Genomic DNA, 19,460 nt, shown 5'->3' with positions numbered 1-19,460 from the left:
CATCAACAACCCAGTGAACCGCAGGTCTATCAAATACCGGAAGCATTTCTTTTGGTAAGCTCTTGGTCGCCGGCAATACTCTTGTCCCAAATCCCGCCACTGGCAATATCGCCTTACGAATCTTTTTATGCATTATTATGTCCTAGAATATGTTTTCAGATAATTATAATTTTATTGCCCCCTGAAACGGTGTAGCAAATGCATAGAACCTATATTACAAATGTGTCAATTAAATTTTTCTTGTAGTGAAAAACTGCACTAATGCCATAATATAATATTTACCATATTTGTTTTTAAGCAAATATTATGGATTAATATAGCTTTGTGAAGTGTTTTTACGGCAAATTTTAGATTCAAAAAATACAAAGATATGCCCGCCTTTGGCTTTGGTGCGACAGTCATCAATTTATTTGTAGTATATGCTTTTGTTGCATGCCTCTATGGCTTGCCGAGCCGTAGCCCGTAGGGCGAAGGCTGGTGGAGCCTAGGGGAGTCGAACCCCTGACCTCTTGCATGCCATGCAAGCGCTCTACCAACTGAGCTAAGGCCCCAAAAAGGATGAATTTCGTATAAATAGCAAAATACGTCTTATCAAGCGCTAAAGGCTTTAAGTGTCATATTTTTTGCACAAAAAAGGCGACCACTTGGGCCGCCGTTTTTATTAGTGTTTGAAAGAATTAAGGCTCTTTACCTTCGTCAAGATCGTCAAGATCAAGATCGCCCAATTCTTCATCAAGAAGTTCGTCTTCGCCTTCGATGAATGGAATTTCTTCGTCAACCAATTCTTCGTCTTCATCCAAATCTTGTTCAGAGAAGCCTTCAGGGATAGAATCACTGCCGCCGACAACATCTTCGTCGTCATCGCCATCAGAACCCATAATAAGGTCACCATCGTCCATTGCCTCAATGTCGATTTCTTTGGTGACTTCTTCAACGTCCATTTCTTCTTCAGCATCAGGATCGACTGCTTTTACTTTTACAACCGCATCCTCATCTTCATCATCCTCAACACTTGTTTCTTCAACATCAAGTGAAGACATGCGTGCAGCCTGACGGGTTGCAACAACCAATTCATCATCAGGGTCGAATGCATTTCCACATTTCGGACATTTTGCAGGGCGTTTGCCCAAGTCATAAAATTTCGCCCCACATGACGGGCACATCTGTTTTTGACCTAAATCAAGCTTTGGCACTGGTATTTGCTCCAATTTTTATGAAAAGTCGCTTGCCATGCTTAATATGATAAGTCAAAACCACTATGCTATTTTTACTGTATTTTTTGCAGTTAACATTAAAAATTGAAGGAAAAACTCTTGTCTTACCTAATTGCTAGCCCGACCAACCGCTTAATTGGAACAGTTAATGCCCCGGGCGATAAGTCAATTTCACACCGTTCGCTTATTTTGGGCGCAATGGCAGAAGGCGTAACAAAAATCTCTGGACTATTGGAAGGTGCCGATATCCTATCAACCGCAAAAGCGATGAAAGCATTTGGTGCGGACGTGCGCCAATTGGGTGATGGCCATTGGGAAGTTGGTGGTTTGGGCGAAAAGGGCTTCCAAGAGCCTAATGATTTCATTGATTTCGGTAATGCTGGAACTGGGGTTCGCCTTACTATGGGCGTTGCCGGCTCATATCCGATAAATTCGTTTTTTACCGGCGATAACTCATTGCGTTCGCGCCCAATGGCAAGGATTCTGGATCCACTTGCGCAAATGGGCGTAAAATACCAGATGCGTGAAAATGGTCTTTTGCCATGTGTGGTTATTGGCACAAATGAAGTAAAGCCGATTGAGTATTTTTCCACCAAAGGCTCTGCACAGGTGAAAAGTGCGATTCTTTTATGCGGGCTTCGTGCCGATGGTGTGACATCTGTCATTGAGAAAAAGCCTTCGCGCGACCATACCGAAAACATGCTGCGTGCTTTTGGGGTTGATGTAACTATTGAAGACCATCCACAGGGGCTTTGCGCCTCTGTTAAAGGCAAGGCAGTTTTGCAAGGAACGGAAGTTATGGTTCCTGGGGATCCATCTTCGGCGGCATTTTTGGTGGTTACGGCATTAATTACCGAAGGTTCGGACGTTACCATTGAAAATGTTATGATTAATCCATTGCGTGCTGGTATTTTTGAATGCCTAAAAGAAATGGGTGCAAATCTTGAAATCTATAATGAGCGACTTATTGCCGGCGAAAGAATTGCCGATATTCGTGCCATTTATTCTGAATTAAAAGGTATAACAGTTCCCAAAGAACGCGCGCCATCAATGATTGATGAATATCCAATCCTTTCGGTTGCGGCGGCATTTGCAGATGGTCAAACCATTATGGATGGCATTGGTGAGTTGCGCGTAAAAGAAAGCGACCGCATAAAATTAATGGCGGATGGTTTAACTGCATGCGGTGTCGATGTTGAAGAGGGGCCAGAAAAACTTGTTGTAAATGGCAAGGGCGCGGGTAACAAGCCGAATGGTGGCGTGTCAATCACCACACATGGCGACCACCGTATTGCCATGTCTTTCTTGGTGTTTGGAACGGCGGCAAAAGAGGCGGTGCAGGTTGATGAGGCGGAAATGATTAAAACCTCATTCCCTAATTTCACAGAATTAATGACCGAATTAGGCGCAAGTATTGTGAACCATGAATAACATAGTCAAATCCGAACGACTTGTAATGAAGCCTATTGTCGATGGTGATTTGGTTCCATTTGTTGCATCACAACAAGATGAAATTTTCAAGCTTTATACTGGTGGGGTGCAAACCATAGAGGCCGCTACCGATAAATTTGTAAAAGAGGTCGAATATTTTCAAAAGCATGGTTATGGTTTCTTTTCGGCCTTTTGGGCTGATAATGGCGAATGGATGGGGCAGATTGGTGTGACAACCCGTGCAACGAATGAATTTGTTGAATTTGGTTGGGGCTTTTTGCCAAAATTTCAGGGCAAAGGCTTTGCAATAGAAGCGGCAAAAGCGGTTCTTGAATGGTGCAACAATAGATTTGGTTTTGACGATTTTTATTTTTGCATATCGCCAAGAAATTTATCTTCGGTAAAACTAGCCGAAAAATTAGGTGCAAAGAATATTGGAACCAATAAAGTTCCAGAAGAATTAAAAGAAACAGACGTAGAAATTTGGTATTTAAAATATGACAATAATTAAAACATCTACCTTAGGGCCAACCTTGGAAACCGAACGCCTTTATTTGCGTCCGCCTGTAAAAGAAGATTTTGATGCATTTGCTGAAATGCATGCCGATGAAGATGTGATGAAATTTCTTGGCGGCGTTCAACCCAAAGCGGTCGCGTGGCGAACTTTTAATGCACTTGCGGGTTCGTGGCATATGTGGGGTTTTTCCATGTTTTGCCTTGTTGAAAAAGAAACTGGCGAATGGCTTGGCCGTATTGGCCCAATACATCCTTATGGCTGGCCAGAATATGAAGTTGGCTGGGGGCTGAACAAAGCCGCACAAGGCAAAGGCTATGCGCGTGAGGCGGCGGTCGCAACAATGGACTATGCTTTTGACGTTTTAGGTTGGGAAAAATTAATCCATTGCATAGCGCCAGAAAATATTCCATCACAGAATATTGCCAAGCGCCTTGGTTCAACCAATTTGGGTAAAACCCAATTACCTGCGCCATATGCCCATCTTGATGTTGATGCGTGGGGGCAAAATCGCGATGAGTGGCGTGAAAACCGCAAGCAGTTTTTTAAATGATAGGTGCGGCATAATCCCCGCTATAATTGTGTTTTTATAGGGATTGTTCTATAAAAGACTATGGTTGAATTGTCGGTGAAATCACTTGGTTTACGGTGTCGGGCGGTAAAATTGTTTCTTGCCCTTGCGATATTGGTTCGCCTTATCGTCCCCCAAGGCTTTGACATTGGTTATGCCAATAATCCGCAGCCAATGGCCACCTTTAGCAAAAGTGATGGACGCGGTGGTTTTGAGGAGTTTTTGAAACTTTACTCAATTGTTGTTTTTGACCACAGTTTTGGCGCATTACATAAAACTAGCGAGAAAAAGACAACCAATAAATTAGAGCCAGCAAATAATCTTGTAAAAATTGCCTTTATTGCGCGTGATTATGTTGGCTTTGTGATTTTTATACCCGCAATTTTTAATGCGCCGGCATATAGCTATTGTAATTGCCTGTATCTAATACAAAATATTGCATCGCCACCACCCCCGCAAACAGGGCCGCCACAAACACTATAACAAATTTCATTGTTTTTTAGCCTCTTAAGGCGATATTTGTTATAGGATTTACCATGTTTAAAAATATACCATCTTTTAAAAAAGGTGCTGCAATCATGCTAGCATCGACAATATCAACTTCTGCGCTTTTGGTTGCTGGATTTGCATATGCGTCAGAAGATAAAAAAGAAGAATTAAACCCACAAAACCATTCCCATAATCCCGAAGTAGTGATTGTTTTCGGACGGGCAGAGCGGCGCATAGAAACCGCTGTTTCCGCATCAGAAGGGCGGGTAAGTGGTTCGGAATTACGGGCGCGCCCCATTCTAAGACCTGGCGAAATTTTGGAGGCAGTCCCAGGGCTCATTGCAACCCAACACTCAGGCGGGGGCAAGGCGAACCAATATTTCCTTCGTGGTTTCAACCTTGATCACGGAACTGATTTTGCGACCACTATCGATGATTTCCCCGTGAATTTTCTAACTCATGGACATGGTCAGGGTTATCTTGATGTTAATGGCCTAATACCTGAATCGGTTGGCTATGTTGAATATCGTAAAGGGCCATATCGTGCTGATGCCGGGGATTTTAATTTTACTGGTCGGGCGGCAATTACCACACTTGATATTTTGGACCCATTTGTGACCGCTGAATATGGCACATATGATTATAATCGTATTGTTGGTGGAAGTTCCTTTAAAATCGGTGATGGCGATTTACTTGTATTGGGGCAATATAAACACCAAGATGGCCCATGGACAGTGCCAGAAGATTTTAATGGTTTTTCTGGCTTAATAAAATATACCCATCCCACCAGCTTTGGTAAGTTTAAAATCGCGATTAATACCTATGATGCAAGTTGGTATCCAACCGACCAAATCCCATCGCGCGCGGTTGGAACAATTCTAACTTCACCATATGATAGCCTTGATAAGAACTTGTTTGGACGCACTTCGCGACAGGTTTTAACAGGTGGTCTTTATGGTGCCGATTGGAAAGTAACGGCATGGTTGCAACATTATAATTGGCACTTATTATCAAACTTCACATTCTATCTTGATAATCCGGTTGATGGCGATGAAATTCGCCAATTTGAATCGCTTAATGCCATTGGTGGGCGTGCCGAAAAGACCTTCACAATTAATGATAGATTGACATTAACCACGGGTCTTGAGGGGCGGTATGATGATATATCTGACATAGGGCTTGATCATGCGATTAATGGAATTGTTGATTATAATAAGGCACGGTTTGCAGTCAAAGAAGGCTCATTAGGGATTTATAGTGAGGCAAATTTAAAAATCACAGATAAGCTAGAGATGTTATTGGGCTTACGCGGCGATTTTTATAGTTTTGAAAGCCATGGCAAAGAAGGCAATTCATGGTCAAACAAAATTGATGACCAGATTGTTTCACCCAAATTCGGGCTTAAATATCGCCTTAATCAGCAAATTGCCCTTTATGCTAATTGGGGCGAAGGTTTCCATTCCAACGATGCACGCGGTGTTACCAACCCAACCGATCCTGCACCTGGTCTTGTAAAAGGGCATATGCAGGAAATTGGCGCACGTTATGAGCGGCGCGGATTAATCCTAACCGCTGATATATGGCAAAGCGAAATAGATTCCGAGCTTGTTTATGCCGCAGATGCCGGTGAAGTTGTGCCAACCAATGGTGGCAAGCGACACGGTGTCGAAGTAACAGGGTTTTGGCGTCCAAAACAATGGTTGGCAATTGATGGTGTTTATGCGACCAATGACGGCAAATTAAAAGATGTTCCCGCCGCAGAAGATGGGATACCGGGGGCGATAAAATCCTCTGCTGAATTTGGTGTTACCACCATGTTTGACCATTATAATTTCGGCGCACGCGTTCGTTATCTTGGTAAACGTAATTTGTCAGAAGACAAAAGCGTTTTTGGAAAATCATCAACCATGGTCAATTTCCGGGCATCCTATGCAACACATTCAAAAATGGAATTTGTGTTGGAATTGCTAAATGCCTTTGATTCAAAAGGCCACGACATTGACTATTATTACACCACACGTTTGCAGGGTGAGCCAACCGACGGGGTTGATGATATTGTTTATCATATTTCAGAGCCGCGACAGCTACGGTTTGGTATAAAATATAAATTCTAGTGAAAAGGGCGCGTTTGGCGCCCTTTTTAAATTTAACCCAATTGAATTTAGCCCCATGGTTTGAATATTAACATTGCCCCTGCACCGATAAGGATAAACCCCGCCAAAATATTCCAACTTATTGGCTGTTTAAGATAATAGACCGAAAAAATAACAAAGACTGTAAGCGTAAGAACTTCTTGAATGGCTTTTAACTGCGCCGCACTCATAACATTAGAGCCAAGGCGGTTGGCCGGAACTTGCAGGCAATATTCAAAAAATGCAATCAACCACGAAACCAAAACAACGATTACAATTGGCGCGGTCTTAAATTTCAAATGACCATACCACGCAAAGGTCATAAAAATATTTGAAAGTAACAAAAGAAAAATTGTTTGTGCCTGTATCATTTTGTGCCTTTATTGTTTTGTTATGGCCATTTTTATTATTGATCAAAAATCAACATCAAGATTTATTGATGCGATTTTACGGAATAATTTTTGCCCAATAAAGTTAATTGTATGTTGCTGTTTGTGATGTTCTTGAAAGGCTGCCAAATCTTTAAAAACTTCCCATAAAAAAATGTGGCGTGGATCATCCCTATCTTGGGAAAATTGGAAAAATAGACAATTTTCTTCTTTTAACGAGGCCTCGGCAAGTTTTTTGATGGCGGCAATCGCATCTTCAATGATTATTGGTTCGTCAATATAGATTTCAACGTTTTTCCCAAATGCCATTATTTTTCCTTTAATGCGGTGATTGCATCAACAACCGCTTTGGTAACAGGTGTTGGAAGTGCATCAATATCAAACCACCCCAAACCAAGATGCTTTTCAGGTTCCATAATCATTGGCGTACCCGAATATTCCGTAAAAAGATATATTGGTGAAAGCCAATGATAACCAATTTCCTCATCAATCAAGTCGGAGATGCAAAGCAAAAATGGTTCTTTTAAATCAATACCAATTTCTTCTTTCACTTCACGAATGATTGCTGCTTCTGCGGTCTCGAATAAATCAATTTTACCGCCTGGCAAACCCCAATGCGATGCCTCGGGTTCTTTTACCCGTTTGATAAGAAGGATTTTGGCGCCGTCAACAATTGCCGCACCTGCGCCCGAGCGTGGTTCAATAAACTTCATTCACTCTTTTATGCAGATTCGTAACTATGCCGCCATACCAAGGGCCGCAAGAATTTCTTTGCGATTGGCCGAAATGTCGGCAATGGTTGCCTCATCTAAAACATCAAAGAACCCCTTTAATGCTTTGGCAAAAAGCGTTTGCAGACGGCATACATTTTTCAATTTACATTTGGAATCTACATCACCAAAACATTCAAGCAGATTTAAACTATCCTCGGTAAGGCGAACAATTTCCCCAACATTAATCTCGCTTGCGGGGCGGGCAAGAGCAACACCGCCGCCTTTACCACGTGTGGTATTGACATAACCATGCTTTCCCAATTGTTGCACGATTTTGATTAAATGATTGCGGGAAATTTGATGGCGTTCAGCAATATCAATAATGCGTGCCGGCCCACGATTACAATCAAGATACATCAAAACCCGCAGGGCATAATTAGTATATTGGGTAATGTGCATTTCCACTCCGATGAATATTATAAATTGCTATATTGTGGCATGGTATATACAACTTTACCAATCAGGTCGAGGGGGGATATTGTGAAAAATTGACGCATTAAATGTAAGGTTAATGCGCCATCCTTATTATTCATTGATTTATAAGCTATATTCGCGAAAACGGGGTTATAATTTTAAAGCCATTATCGCTTTCAGTGATTTTTACTTTTACGCCATAAGTTTCTTCAATTATTTGCGGCGTGAGAACATCATTTGCTTTGCCTTTTTGAATAATTATCCCATTTTTCATCATAATAACTTCATCGGCAATACGCGCGGCATAGGTTAAGTCATGTAAGACAATCGCAATCCCGACACCGCGTGCTGCAATATCACGAAAGTTTGCAAGCGTATCAAGTTGGTGTGCAGGATCAAGTGCTGCCAATGGTTCATCCGCAAGGATATATTCAGGTTTACCGGCCAAAACCCGTGCCAATAAAACGCGCGATTTTTCGCCACCGGATAATTTAGATGCGACCTTGTCTTTAAGGTGCAAAGTGTCGGTTATGGTCAAGGCGTCATAAATTGCTTCGGAATTGCTTTGGGTGTGGTTGTCATTAACAAGGCATCCCATTTCAACCAAGGTTGAAACATTAACGTCCCAATGTATGTCGCCATTTTGCTCTAAAAAGCCAATTTTGCGTGCTCGTTCATTGGGTTTTATTTCAAAGATTGGGGTTTTATCAATATAAATCTCGCCAATATTTGGTTTTATTATCGAGGCAATACATTTCAACAGGCTTGATTTTCCTGCACCATTCGCCCCCAGAATTACCGTAATTTTCCCTTTGGGGATTTCACCGCAAAGATGGTTTAAAATATTGCTTTCGCCAATTTTTAAGGACAGGTTTTTAAATTCAATCATTTTATTCCCTATCATATTATGTTGCGACGCATTTTGAACAAAAGCATCAAAAAGAATGGCGCACCCAAAAGCGACATAGCAATTCCAAGGCGTAATTCAGTGATTGAAGGTAGGCTACGAACAAGGCAATCGGCGGAAACCACTAATATTGCCCCCGCAAGTGCAGATGGTAGCAAGACAGAAGATGGTTTATGCCCGACAAAGGGGCGCATTAAATGTGGAACTACTAACCCCACAAAACCAATTATCCCCGCAACAGCGACCGATGCGCCGACACATAAACCAACCCCAATGATTAATATCCATTGCAATTGCACCATATTTACGCCCATAGATTTTGCGGTATTTTCACCCAAGGTAAGGGCATCAAGGCTTTTGCCACTAAAAGTCAAAACGCCCATCCCAATCATTACGAGCGGTAATGCGATTTTCACATCGTCCCAAGAGCGATCTGTCAAAGCCCCCATAAGCCACTTAACAATTTCCCCCGAAACAAATGGATTTGGCGCAAGGCTAATAAGCAATGAGGTCAAGGCACCGGTTAGGCTTGAAATAATAATACCCGCAAGGGTGAACATAATTAAACTGCCTTGGCGTCCGGCAAGCATCGCAAGTAATGCCATTCCAATTGCCGCCCCACCAAGTGCGAAGAAGGGTAATATATAAACTGATGCGGTGTATCCAAAAAATAATGATGCCACTGCACCTAGTGCCGCACTCGATGAAACCCCGAAAATGCCTGGGTCGGCAAGTGGGTTTCGCAAATATCCCTGCATGGCGGCCCCAGACATGCCAAGCCCCGCACCAATAATTGCACCAATAATTGTGCGCGGTGCACGAAGTTCGGTAATGATTAATGAGTTTAAATCACCTGAAAGCCATTCGGAAAATGGGACATTAACTTTGCCAATAAACAAAGAACCCGCCATTATTAACAATAGCAAGATGAATAGCATGATATTGATTGGAACATTATTTTTCATTCTCGTCCCTTATTTGTTTTAGGCGCCCCAAGGCATCAATCATTACTGGTCCTGCGCAGGTTAAATAGCGCGGGCGGAAATCAACGATTTTGCTTTTGCCTGATAGTTTTTTTAAAACCGGATGGGTCAGTATTGTATCAGATCCATCGGCATCCATTTTGGTCATTAAGTATTTCGGCGGGTTGGCAATTAATGGCTCTAGTGAAACTATACCCCACATACCGACACCATATTCACTACTTTTATTTTTAAAACCGGCTATTTTTAAAAGCTCATCTGCCAAAGTGCCTTCGCCGGGAGACAGGCCATTGGCCTGCCAAATAAGTGCGGGAATTTGTTTATCGCTTTTGGCATTTTTAACCGCCGCATCAATTTTTTTATTAAGCAATACCCCATTATTTGCATTATGCGTGATATTGGCGACCAATGTTATTTGCGCCTTGCTTTCTTCAATGCTTTGCGGGACGCCAAGATTTAGAACCGGGATTTTTAAACGTTCTAATGCCGCAACTGTGGGCGGCGCAACATGTGAACCGGCAATAACTAAATCGGGTTTGAAATTTATAACTTCTTCTGCGGTGTCAAAAGTTGCGGGAAACTGTTTTGCCAGATTTAAATCAATCGAGCTTGCAGTTTTTTCGTGTGAATAATGGCTTATTGCCTTTATTTGCGATTTATCCGCCACTTCCATCAATATTGCATCGGCACATGGGTTTATTGAAACAATATTTCTTGGGCGATAGGGAAGGGCGGTAATGCCGCCACTGCTTTCCACATGCGGCTTATTACACCCGCCAAAAATGACGGGCGTAATAAGTGCAAAAAGGAAGATATGTGCTTTGTTCATATTTCCCTTTCAAGGCCTAGAAGCTTAGGCGAACGCCGCCATAATAGCTTCTGCCGGGTGTGCCATAAGTATAGACAGTTTCATATTTTTTGTCGGTGATATTTTCAACACGACCAAATAATTCAACCTTGTCATTTAATTTATAGCTTAGGCGTAAGTCACCGATTGTGTAGCCTTTGGTGCGGATGGTGTTGCTATCATTATCATAGCTATCACCAACGTGGGTAATACCAAGACCGGTTTTAAGACCAATCGCCCATAAATAATCAACACCTGCATAGGCGGTATTATCAGGGCGACGCGCCAATTCTTTGCCCGTGGTTTTATCTTCGGTGCTATAATCAGTGTAATTAGCGTTGAAAGATAGATTTTGGGTTGGCTGGTATTTTGCCTCTAATTCAACCCCTTTTTGTTCGGCAGATTTTACGTTTTTATAAACACCTGACCAATTGATAAGGTTTTTGCTTTCAATAATGAAATAGGTTGCCCCCAATATCATTTTTCCACCAAGCAATTTTTGCGAATAGCCGATATCTTTTGATTGGGATTCTTCTGGTACAAGGTTTTTATTACCTGACCACGCATCATATAATTCATAAAGTGATGGCGCACGGTACCCTTCGCCATAGCTTGCACGAATAATGCTATTGCCATTGTTGAATGAATAAGAGCCGTTGATGTCAAATACTAAATGATCACCATAAAGGTTATGGTGTTCATTTCGCAATCCTGCTGAAACCGCAAGGTTTTCGGTTGGTTTTGCATCCGCCTGAATGAAAAGTGCATCGGTCTTTTGGTTGGCGCGGGCAATCGAATAACCACTATCGATAGTGTAGTCCATCTCTTCACGTTCGGCACCAAATACAAGGCCAAAATCATCGCGCAGGTTCAAAGTTCCTTGGTAATTATAGCGGTCGATATCGCCTTTATAATTATAGGTTGATGCCCATGCTGGGTAATAATATTCGCGTTCGGTTTGGGTTTTTGAATAGCCAATTGTATTTTTAAACTTGCCGTCAAAGGCGTTATAATTTGCACCCAAATATCCGATTTTAATTTCCGCTGATTGTGTATTAAGTGCGTCTTTGCCTGTGTCGTCAAAATCGCCTTTACCTTTGGTATAAAAGCCCATTGCATCAATTGAAAAGGCATCATTAAATTCATAATTTAATTTGGTGTTTGCACCAAAATTATGGTTGCCATCTTTTTCAATGCCGCCGCGATTTTTATTGAATGCGGAAAAACCATCGGTATCAAAATAATTCACGCCAAGACTTGCAGATAATCCACCGATTTTTCCAGACGTATTGGCAACATAGTTTTGTGTATTATATGAGCCAAATTCGCCTTGAATGGTGGTTTCAGGGGTGGCGGTTGGTTTTTTGGTAATCATGTTAATTACCCCGCCCATTGCCTGAGAGCCCCATAGAACTGATTGCGAACCACGTACAACTTCGATACGTTCAATATTGCCAACCAAAATTGTGCCTAGGTTAAAGTCACACTGTAATGCAGATGGATCAGATAGCTTCACACCATCAACCATTGCCACTGTTTGATATGATGCTGCACCACGAATTTTTACTGAAACCGCATTGCCTGCGCCGCCATTTCTTGTAACCGTGACGCCTGGTATGACCTTCAAAAGCTCTGGCAATTGAATTTGTTGTAGGTTTTTGATTTGTGCTTCGTCAATTATGGATACAGATTGTCCGACCTTGTCGGCATCTTGTGATTTGCGACCAGCAGTAACGACAACAACGTCACCATCTTCATCTGCAAATGCGGGTGTCGCAAAAATTGACAGACTTACCAAAGAAACGGTTGCTAATAATAGATTTGTTTTACGCATAAATGTCCCCATTCAATAATGGGTCACGCGCCAATATGACATATTCAAGGAACCATTCCCCAAAACCGCGACCCGAAATTGTCGCTTTAACAGGGGCTTCCCCGCTCATCCGCATATCCCGTACGGCTGAATACGACTGCTTCCGGCAGGTCTCCTGGCTTTTGGAATTGGGGCATTAACCCCGCGTTTTATTTCGCCTTCCCGTTAAAAACAGTGGCACAGGAAATAAAACTATCCAATCACAGTTGCGGGAACAGCGTCAGCTTTTTTAAACTGCCTTCCCTTTTAATGCCCGTTAAGGCAACCAGATGCAGGGGTTCAGATATAGTAAAAATTTATAGGGCGCAATAGGGGCAAAACAAAAAGACCACCCCGAGAGGTGGTCCTTTAGTATTATTATGCAGCGTGTTTGAAAGGCTTACGTTTTGGCTTTCTGGTTGGGGTTGCGTCACCGCTTATTGGTTTTCTAACCCGAAACTTTGGTTTTGGACGACGTGAATCTTTGCGTGAATCTTTACGATCAGAACCCATTTTTGCCGCTTCTTCAGGGTTAATGAGATTGCAAATTGCGCGCCATCTTCTGCGATCTTGTGGGGTAACAAGATTTACAGCTTCACCTTCTGCACCTGCGCGACCAGTACGGCCGATGCGGTGGATGTAATCCTCTGGGCAGTGTGGAAGGTCGTAATTAATAACGTGTTCAATATGTGGAATATCAAGACCGCGTGCCGCAATGTCAGTTGCCACAAGAACACGATTTTCACGATTTCTAAAGCCAAGAATAACTTTTGAACGTTGAGAATGTTTCAAGTCACCATGAATTGCCGCTGATTTATGGCTGTGGTCACGCAATCTTTTAGAGATTTTGTCGGCATCCATTTTAGTTTTCACAAATACGATTACTGAACCATCACGTTTTTCAAGCTGATTAACAAGCTCGCTATATCTTTCGGCTTCTGCAAGGTGAATTGTCTCTTGTTTCACATTTTCGGTTGGCTCACTAACTGAACCAACAGTGATGCGAACTGGATCAATCAAATATTTTGAAGTTAGTTTAAGGATATTATCAGGCAATGTTGCCGAGAATAATAGAGTTTGACGTTTCTTTGGCATTTTTGCCAAAATTTTGTCAATCTGAATCCCAAATCCCATATCAAGCATACGATCAGTTTCATCAAGCACGACATAACGAACACTTACCATATCGATTTTACGTCTTTGGATATGGTCATTGATACGACCTGGCGTGCCAACAATAAGGCGTGGTCTGGCTTTTAATTGTGTAAGCTGACGTTTGATATCTTGTCCGCCAATTAATAGGGCGGTTTTGATGCTAGTTTCATTGCCTAGCAATTTTCTAAGCATATCCATAACCTGAACCGCCAATTCGCGGGTAGGTGTCATGATAAGCACTGAATCATGTGGATTATTGATAAGGTGAGAAATCGCCGGAATACCAAAGGCACCAGTTTTTCCAGTTCCGGTTCCAGCCGTCCCTAAAATATCTTTTCCCAAAAGTGCAACCGGAATTGCCTCTGCTTGGATTGGGGTTGGGGTGGTGAATTCAATTTTAGTCAAAGCCTGCATAATCACCGGCTGTAAGCCGAATGCGGTAAAGTCGTTCATTTTAAGTCCTGTCTTTCGCTTAACGCGAAAGCGTTGTAATTAATTTATAATTGGGAAAAGAATTGCGTTCGGAATATTCCAAACGCATTCCCATTTTTAGCCATATTTTTTGCGAAATCCGCAAATAAGTGCTTAAATTAATTACACACTCGTCCTTTGAAATGAATAAACCATACGGCTTATTTTTCAGGCAGTTTCGCACGTGCTATAAAAGATTAGCCTTCGATTTTGATGTTCTCAGCCGAAGATTTGCCTTTTGCACTTACAACGTCATAGCTCACTTTTTGGCCGTCAAGAAGACCTCTAAGGCCCGCTCTTTCAACAGCTGAAATGTGAACGAAAACGTCGGCGCCACCTTCAGCTTGTTCAATAAAGCCATAGCCTTTTGTGGCGTTAAACCATTTAACGGTACCGTTTGCCATAATAATTTTTCCTTTTTAAATTTGCTATTTTACATGAGCTTAAACTTGGTTACTTAGTTAAACTCAATAAAACGACACAAACCAAATAGGAGAGAAAAACTCTTATAGAAAACGACGCGCTGCCCATTGGAAATTTCAAAAGAATTAGCCATAGGCAAAATTAAAAAGTCAACAATAGTTGAGGTAGTATATAAACTCAGGGCGCATACATAGTGATATAAAATGCTTTGTCAAATCATTTTATTTTATGCAGCACGCACATTTTTTAAGAATGTAGTGATTTCTTGTGAAAGAATTTCGGTCTGTTCACTTAAAGTTTTTGACAATTGCATGGTCTCTCCCGCTGAGCTACTTGCCGCAAGAGAGAAGTCACTAACTTCATTAATGCTGTGATCAATCATGCTTGTACCGGTTGATGCTTGTGCCATATTGCGGGCAATATCACGGGTTGCCGCAGTTTGCATTTCGACGTTTTCATGGATATTACGTGAAATGCCGGTAATGCTTTCGATTGCCTCTTTAATCGCCGCAAGCGCAGAAATAACCGCATTTGCCACTTCTTTGATATTGGTAATGTTTTGTGAAATTTCTTGCGTTGCTTTTTCGGTTTGTCCCGCAAGTTGTTTAACTTCATTGGCAACAACAGCAAAGCCACGACCGGCCTCACCGGCACGTGCAGATTCAATGGTTGCGTTCAAGGCCAACATGTTAATCTGTCCGGCAATTGATTGAATAACATCGGTGATTTCATCAATTCTTTTAGTTGCTTGATCCAAAAGCACTGATGTACGGTCGGCATTTTCCATTTGCACAACTGCATCAGAAATTGCGGCATTGAAATAATCTGTTTGTTCAGAAATTTCATTAACCGATGCCGACATTTCTTCTGCGGCCGATGCAACAGTTTGCACGTTTTCAGAGGTTTCAGACGAGGCAGAAGCAACTTCTTGCGCGCGTTTGCTAACATCGGTAACAATTGAATTCATACGTTCAGAAGCACCAAATAATTCTTTGGTTGCACCGCCAACAGATTGCAAAATGGTTCTGATGTGCGCCTCGAATTCGTGAATCTCGATTTCAAGTTTTTGCTGTTCTTCAATTTTTTGTTGGGCGGCTTCTAATTGAAGATCCTCTAATTCGCGTGCATCGCGAAGTTTTTGGTCAAGCTCTACAAGGCCGCGCGCCATTTCGCCAGCTTCATCAAGACGGTCGGTTTCTGCAAGTTTTAAGTCTTTTGCATCGGCCAATGTTTTTATGCCTTCAGAGATATGTTTAAGCGAGTTTTCAATATCCTTGCCGATAAAGATACCAATTGCAAAATACATTATCGCCGCAAGGAACAGTAATGCGCCAAATTTTGCTATATCGCCAAAAAAGGCACGGTTTACATCATCAACATAGGTTGTTGTGCCAACAATCCATCCCAAGTCCTTAAACTCTTTGACAAAAGTTATAACCGGATATGATTTATTTGGTGAGGTTAGGTTTTTTGGTACAGAATATTCGATAATGCCTTCGCCTTTTTGGGACACAACATCAACCATTTTTTGATAATAAGTATGCCCTTTATTATCTTTTATAGTTAGTACATTTGTGCCGTTTAAATCAGGCTTCCCAGGGTCGGAAATCATTTTGCCATTTTTGTCCAAAATGAAATAATAATTATTGGTGCCGTAACGCATTGCGTTTAGTGCTTCTAGCGCGGAATTTTTGGCCTGCTCTTCGCTAAGTTGACCCGAGGTCTTTTTATTCATAATCATTTGGGTCAGGCTTTGTGCAATTTCCACAGAATGCACGGTCATATTGCGGCGTTCTTCTATTAGATTAAGCCTTGTATTAACCAATGCAAACAAAGTCCCAACGGTCATAGCAGAAATTGCCATTACAATAATTGCAAGTAATTTCACGCCAACTTTAATGTTTCCTAGCTTGAGATATTTTTTCATTTCTTAACGCAAAGCCTTTGTAAGACAGCCAAAAGGGCAAATTTAAGCCATTGCTATTAGCACTACATCAATTTGCCTTATTAATTCGTTAAAAATAATGAATTTTAGGACGAAAACCTAAGGTTTTTTTTGGGTATGACAATTTGTCCCAAACAGATTTTTGTTTTTTTGCCGTTCTAATTACAGGAGGGATTTAAAATGAAAAAATCATTCTTAATAAATGCAATAATTATCGTATCATCATTATTTGCCACCGTACCGGTAGAGGCAAATAATAACAATGTTTCAAATGCACTTTTGCGCGCGCTTGATGACGAATATAAGGCATATGCAACCTATCAAGTTATTATTGATAAATTTGGCGAAATTCGCCCATTTAGCAATATTAAGGAAGCAGAAGCACGGCACATAGACGCAGTTAAATATTTGCTTGAAAAATATAATATTACTGCACCTGCCAATAAATATTTGACCGCAAATTACCGCCCAAATGCCCCACAATCGGTTAAGGCTGCTTGTGAGGCGGGAAGGGATGCGGAAATTGCCAATGCCGCACTATATGACCAGCAGCTTTTTCCAATGGTAAAAGGCTATGATGACATCACAATGGTTTTCCAAAACCTTCGTGATGCCTCACAATATCGGCACTTGGCGGCATTTGAACGTTGCGCAGGATTTTATTGAGCCGGTTTTAATTTCCGCTCAAAAAAATCGGTCATTAAATTCCATTGGAATTTACGTTTTGCATAGCCTTTAAGGCCGTGATGCTCACCTGGATAAAGCATCATTTCAAATGGTACGCCACGTTTTTGTAATTCGGCGGCAACGCGTGTGGTATTGATAAGTAAAACATTATCATCCGCCATGCCGTGGGCAATCAAAAGCGAATTGGGTTTAATATTTCCAATTCGATTTAAAACATCGGATGCGGCATAGCCGTCTTTGTTGTTTTGCGGCGTGTCCATATAACGCTCTGTATAGGCGGTGTCATAAAGGCGCCAATCGGTTGGTGGTGCGCCCGCGACACCGGCTTTGAATGGGCTGTTTTTAACCGATAGCGACATAAGCGTTACAAACCCACCCTGTGACCAACCAAAAATGCCGATATTATCCTTATCAACATAGGGCAGATTTTGTAGGAATTTTGCGCCGGCAATTTGGTCATCAATATCTGGGCCGCCAAATTGGCGATAAATTGCGCGCGTGAATTTCACACTACGGTTTGGGGTTCCGCGATTATCAATTGAAAAGACAATAAAGCCTTTTTCCTGAAGCAAGCGATTTTGTGGTGCAACCCAAGTTTTTTTAACCACACTATTCGCGGGGCCGCCATAAATTGAAACCAAAACCGGATATTTTTTATTGGGATCAAAGTTGCGTGGTTTTAAGATTGAATAATATAAATCCTCACCATCTTTGGACTTGATTGAACCAAATTCAGGCGCAGAATATGTATCTTTATATGGGTAGTATGGATGGTTGGCATCAAGCTTATTATCCTCGATTGCCAAAAGTTTTTTGCCATTTGCGTCGTATAATGCCGCATTTGGTGGGGTTTGTGGGTCGGAATAATTGCCAATAAAGCTTGTGCCAGATTTTGCCATGCTGACAGACCACCAGCCACCAGTTTTAGTTATGGTTATTGGTTTGCCTTTGCCATGAATTTTTTCGGAATAAAGATTATTTTCAATTGGGGTTTCTATGCCGGCTTCAAAATAAACCAAATCCTTGTTTTCATCGACTGCGGAAATATTTTTTACCGCATAATTACCTGATGTAATTTGGCGGATTAATTTTCCATTCTTGTCGAAAAGATATAAATGATTGTTTCCATCACGTTCGGATGACCATATGAAATCCCCGCCTTTTAAAAGGCTAAAGTCGTCATTAACCTCAACCCAACTATCGGATTTTTCGGATATAATGGTTTTACCTATACCAGTTGCTGGATCAAATTTAATTAATTCCAGCGTTTTTTGATCGCGGCTTAGCTTTTGGACAAAAAGTGCTTTGGAATCGAGTGACCAATCAACACGGGCAACATAAAAGTCATCATTTTTACCCAAATCCAATTTTATAGCCGCACCATTTATTGGCTTGATATATAGTTCAACAATCGCATTGGCTTTGCCGGCATAGGGGTATTTTTGTTTGACAACTTTGGTCCCCTCTGCGCCGATAATGGTGCGCTCAACTGTTTCAACCCGGGTTTCATCGGTTTTTTGGTAGGCAATCATTTGTGAATCGGGCGAAAACCAATAACCCTCAAACCGTTTTAATTCTTCTTGGGCAATGAATTCAGATGTGCCGTATGAAACATCACCCCCAGCTTTTGGCGACATGGCGGTTTCACTATTGCTATCAAGGTTTTTTACGAATAATTGCCCATCGCGCACAAAGCCCAATAATTTACCATTTTTGCTTAGGCGGGCATCAATTTCATCATCGGGGGTATTGGTAAGGCGGGTGATGGCACGGGTTGCGGCATCAATTGCATAAATATCACCGTCAAGCGGTACAAGGATGAATTTACCGGTTTTATCCCAATCATAGCTTACGACACCGCGCACAGAAATTCGCATTCTTTCGCGGCGCGCGATTTCTTCAAGTGATAATTCTTTGCCAGAATCTGATAATTTGTTGGCATCCATCAATAAAAACGGTGCGCCACCGCTTGCCATAACGCCCCACAAATCTTGCACCATTGCGTTATCGCTTTTGGGTTTGAGATAGGTAAGCATTTTACCATCGGGTGATAAACGCCCCATAAGTGCCGATGGCCCAGAGATTGGCGGGTCAGAAAATACGCGGTCAATCGTCAAGGTTTGATTGGTTTGCGCCATTGCAAAGGCAGGGGTTAAAATAACTGTCGAAAGCAAAAGGGATTTAAAAATTTTTCTCATAAACAAAAGCCTAACCGAAAAAGAATTTTTTGGAAGATGTTTGCACAAGAAATATCATATGTATT

General features: G+C 41.7%; 19 protein-coding genes, 1 tRNA gene, 1 pseudogene and 1 riboswitch. Of the genes and pseudogenes, 6 read left to right on the top strand and 15 right to left on the bottom strand.

The genetic code is table 11. From position 1 onward, the window contains the following. From KXV15_RS13170 to KXV15_RS13160, 3 genes and pseudogenes are all read right to left on the bottom strand, one after another. Window positions 1-133: pseudogene (locus tag KXV15_RS13170) on the bottom strand (UTP--glucose-1-phosphate uridylyltransferase); the annotation flags it as partial. Window positions 134-475: 342 nt separating this feature from the next. Continuing rightward, a tRNA-Ala gene (locus KXV15_RS13165) sits at window positions 476-551 on the bottom strand. 126 nt (window positions 552-677) lie between these two features. Beyond that, entirely contained in the window at window positions 678-1,208 is a 531-nt protein-coding gene (locus tag KXV15_RS13160) for a TIGR02300 family protein (protein WP_240008673.1), read from the bottom strand. 105 nt (window positions 1,209-1,313) lie between these two features. On the opposite strand from KXV15_RS13160, the gene aroA reads away from it, so the two are divergent. Genes aroA through KXV15_RS13135 form a run of 5 tightly spaced genes read left to right on the top strand, consistent with a single transcriptional unit; the run spans window position 1,314 to window position 6,333 of the window. Beyond that, window positions 1,314-2,645, top strand: a complete 1,332-nt coding sequence (gene aroA / locus KXV15_RS13155) for a 3-phosphoshikimate 1-carboxyvinyltransferase (protein WP_240008672.1) — start codon at window positions 1,314-1,316, stop codon at window positions 2,643-2,645. After that, the gene (locus KXV15_RS13150; protein WP_240008671.1) at window positions 2,638-3,156 is read left to right on the top strand and encodes a GNAT family N-acetyltransferase; all 519 of its coding nucleotides are present in this window, start codon (window positions 2,638-2,640) and stop codon (window positions 3,154-3,156) included. Before aroA ends, KXV15_RS13150 begins: the two co-directional genes overlap by 8 nt. Beyond that, window positions 3,143-3,712 carry a GNAT family N-acetyltransferase gene (locus KXV15_RS13145; RefSeq protein WP_240008670.1) on the top strand — a complete coding sequence of 190 codons (570 nt, stop codon included), beginning with the start codon at window positions 3,143-3,145 and terminating at the stop codon, window positions 3,710-3,712. The genes KXV15_RS13150 and KXV15_RS13145 overlap by 14 nt, the downstream gene beginning before the upstream one ends. Window positions 3,713-3,772: 60 nt before the next feature. Then, on the top strand, window positions 3,773-4,213 hold the full coding sequence (locus KXV15_RS13140) for a hypothetical protein (RefSeq protein WP_240008669.1): 441 nt from the start codon (window positions 3,773-3,775) through the stop codon (window positions 4,211-4,213). A 53-nt stretch (window positions 4,214-4,266) separates the two neighbouring features. Continuing rightward, the gene (locus KXV15_RS13135) at window positions 4,267-6,333 is read left to right on the top strand and encodes a TonB-dependent receptor (RefSeq protein ID WP_240008668.1); all 2,067 of its coding nucleotides are present in this window, start codon (window positions 4,267-4,269) and stop codon (window positions 6,331-6,333) included. Window positions 6,334-6,380: 47 nt separating this feature from the next. On the opposite strand, the gene KXV15_RS13130 is transcribed toward KXV15_RS13135, so the two are convergent. From KXV15_RS13130 to KXV15_RS13080, 11 genes are all read right to left on the bottom strand, one after another. After that, entirely contained in the window at window positions 6,381-6,722 is a 342-nt protein-coding gene (locus KXV15_RS13130; protein WP_240008667.1) for a DMT family protein, read from the bottom strand. A gap of 42 nt (window positions 6,723-6,764) precedes the next feature. Continuing rightward, a complete protein-coding gene (locus tag KXV15_RS13125) occupies window positions 6,765-7,049 on the bottom strand; it encodes a putative quinol monooxygenase (protein WP_240008666.1) in 285 nt (94 codons plus the stop codon). Next, a complete protein-coding gene (locus KXV15_RS13120; RefSeq protein ID WP_240008665.1) occupies window positions 7,049-7,453 on the bottom strand; it encodes an NUDIX domain-containing protein in 405 nt (134 codons plus the stop codon). Before KXV15_RS13120 ends, KXV15_RS13125 begins: the two co-directional genes overlap by 1 nt. A gap of 24 nt (window positions 7,454-7,477) precedes the next feature. Next, on the bottom strand, window positions 7,478-7,912 hold the full coding sequence (locus KXV15_RS13115) for an RrF2 family transcriptional regulator (RefSeq protein WP_240008676.1): 435 nt from the start codon (window positions 7,910-7,912) through the stop codon (window positions 7,478-7,480). A 145-nt stretch (window positions 7,913-8,057) separates the two neighbouring features. Next, complete coding sequence (locus KXV15_RS13110; RefSeq protein ID WP_240008664.1) at window positions 8,058-8,816, bottom strand: ABC transporter ATP-binding protein; 759 nt, start codon at window positions 8,814-8,816, stop codon at window positions 8,058-8,060. A gap of 11 nt (window positions 8,817-8,827) precedes the next feature. Further along, window positions 8,828-9,799 (bottom strand): FecCD family ABC transporter permease, encoded by a 972-nt coding sequence (locus KXV15_RS13105; RefSeq protein WP_240008663.1) that lies wholly within the window; start codon window positions 9,797-9,799, stop codon window positions 8,828-8,830. Continuing rightward, on the bottom strand, window positions 9,789-10,646 hold the full coding sequence (locus KXV15_RS13100; RefSeq protein WP_240008662.1) for an ABC transporter substrate-binding protein: 858 nt from the start codon (window positions 10,644-10,646) through the stop codon (window positions 9,789-9,791). Before KXV15_RS13100 ends, KXV15_RS13105 begins: the two co-directional genes overlap by 11 nt. 16 nt (window positions 10,647-10,662) lie before the next feature. Further along, complete coding sequence (locus tag KXV15_RS13095) at window positions 10,663-12,498, bottom strand: TonB-dependent receptor plug domain-containing protein (RefSeq protein WP_240008661.1); 1,836 nt, start codon at window positions 12,496-12,498, stop codon at window positions 10,663-10,665. A gap of 127 nt (window positions 12,499-12,625) precedes the next feature. After that, window positions 12,626-12,822: riboswitch (cobalamin riboswitch) on the bottom strand. Between the two features lie 72 nt (window positions 12,823-12,894). After that, window positions 12,895-14,124 carry a DEAD/DEAH box helicase gene (locus KXV15_RS13090; protein ID WP_240008660.1) on the bottom strand — a complete coding sequence of 410 codons (1,230 nt, stop codon included), beginning with the start codon at window positions 14,122-14,124 and terminating at the stop codon, window positions 12,895-12,897. A gap of 215 nt (window positions 14,125-14,339) precedes the next feature. Next, entirely contained in the window at window positions 14,340-14,546 is a 207-nt protein-coding gene (locus tag KXV15_RS13085; RefSeq protein ID WP_240008659.1) for a cold-shock protein, read from the bottom strand. A gap of 245 nt (window positions 14,547-14,791) precedes the next feature. Further along, the gene (locus KXV15_RS13080) at window positions 14,792-16,492 is read right to left on the bottom strand and encodes a methyl-accepting chemotaxis protein (protein WP_240008658.1); all 1,701 of its coding nucleotides are present in this window, start codon (window positions 16,490-16,492) and stop codon (window positions 14,792-14,794) included. A gap of 198 nt (window positions 16,493-16,690) precedes the next feature. Here KXV15_RS13080 and KXV15_RS13075 point away from each other — a divergent pair, with 198 nt between their 5' ends. Beyond that, window positions 16,691-17,176 (top strand): ferritin-like domain-containing protein, encoded by a 486-nt coding sequence (locus tag KXV15_RS13075; protein ID WP_240008657.1) that lies wholly within the window; start codon window positions 16,691-16,693, stop codon window positions 17,174-17,176. On the opposite strand, the gene KXV15_RS13070 is transcribed toward KXV15_RS13075, so the two are convergent. Next, window positions 17,170-19,395: a S9 family peptidase gene (locus KXV15_RS13070; RefSeq protein ID WP_240008656.1), complete on the bottom strand. Its 2,226-nt coding sequence runs from the start codon at window positions 19,393-19,395 to the stop codon at window positions 17,170-17,172. The genes KXV15_RS13075 and KXV15_RS13070 overlap by 7 nt on opposite strands. Window positions 19,396-19,460: the final 65 nt, after the last annotated feature.

Origin of the sequence: Pseudaquidulcibacter saccharophilus (genome assembly GCF_019455445.1) — a bacterium.
GTDB classification, from domain to species: domain Bacteria; phylum Pseudomonadota; class Alphaproteobacteria; order Caulobacterales; family Aquidulcibacteraceae; genus Pseudaquidulcibacter; species Pseudaquidulcibacter saccharophilus.
This window is presented reverse-complemented; position numbering and strand designations above follow the sequence as displayed.

What these genes read in the sequence shown, in the direction of transcription:
- KXV15_RS13070 (WP_240008656.1), bottom strand. Translation starts at nt 19,395, where the DNA reads ATGAGAAAAATTTTTAAATCCCTTTTGCTTTCGACAGTTATTTTAACC.
- KXV15_RS13085 (WP_240008659.1), bottom strand. Translation starts at nt 14,546, where the DNA reads ATGGCAAACGGTACCGTTAAATGGTTTAACGCCACAAAAGGCTATGGC.
- KXV15_RS13080 (WP_240008658.1), bottom strand. Translation starts at nt 16,492, where the DNA reads ATGAAAAAATATCTCAAGCTAGGAAACATTAAAGTTGGCGTGAAATTA.
- KXV15_RS13115 (WP_240008676.1), bottom strand. Translation starts at nt 7,912, where the DNA reads ATGCACATTACCCAATATACTAATTATGCCCTGCGGGTTTTGATGTAT.
- KXV15_RS13075 (WP_240008657.1), top strand. Translation starts at nt 16,691, where the DNA reads ATGAAAAAATCATTCTTAATAAATGCAATAATTATCGTATCATCATTA.
- KXV15_RS13090 (WP_240008660.1), bottom strand. Translation starts at nt 14,124, where the DNA reads ATGAACGACTTTACCGCATTCGGCTTACAGCCGGTGATTATGCAGGCT.
- KXV15_RS13125 (WP_240008666.1), bottom strand. Translation starts at nt 7,049, where the DNA reads ATGGCATTTGGGAAAAACGTTGAAATCTATATTGACGAACCAATAATC.
- KXV15_RS13145 (WP_240008670.1), top strand. Translation starts at nt 3,143, where the DNA reads ATGACAATAATTAAAACATCTACCTTAGGGCCAACCTTGGAAACCGAA.
- KXV15_RS13100 (WP_240008662.1), bottom strand. Translation starts at nt 10,646, where the DNA reads ATGAACAAAGCACATATCTTCCTTTTTGCACTTATTACGCCCGTCATT.
- KXV15_RS13110 (WP_240008664.1), bottom strand. Translation starts at nt 8,816, where the DNA reads ATGATTGAATTTAAAAACCTGTCCTTAAAAATTGGCGAAAGCAATATT.
- KXV15_RS13130 (WP_240008667.1), bottom strand. Translation starts at nt 6,722, where the DNA reads ATGATACAGGCACAAACAATTTTTCTTTTGTTACTTTCAAATATTTTT.
- KXV15_RS13095 (WP_240008661.1), bottom strand. Translation starts at nt 12,498, where the DNA reads ATGCGTAAAACAAATCTATTATTAGCAACCGTTTCTTTGGTAAGTCTG.
- KXV15_RS13150 (WP_240008671.1), top strand. Translation starts at nt 2,638, where the DNA reads ATGAATAACATAGTCAAATCCGAACGACTTGTAATGAAGCCTATTGTC.
- KXV15_RS13135 (WP_240008668.1), top strand. Translation starts at nt 4,267, where the DNA reads ATGTTTAAAAATATACCATCTTTTAAAAAAGGTGCTGCAATCATGCTA.
- KXV15_RS13140 (WP_240008669.1), top strand. Translation starts at nt 3,773, where the DNA reads ATGGTTGAATTGTCGGTGAAATCACTTGGTTTACGGTGTCGGGCGGTA.
- KXV15_RS13105 (WP_240008663.1), bottom strand. Translation starts at nt 9,799, where the DNA reads ATGAAAAATAATGTTCCAATCAATATCATGCTATTCATCTTGCTATTG.
- KXV15_RS13120 (WP_240008665.1), bottom strand. Translation starts at nt 7,453, where the DNA reads ATGAAGTTTATTGAACCACGCTCGGGCGCAGGTGCGGCAATTGTTGAC.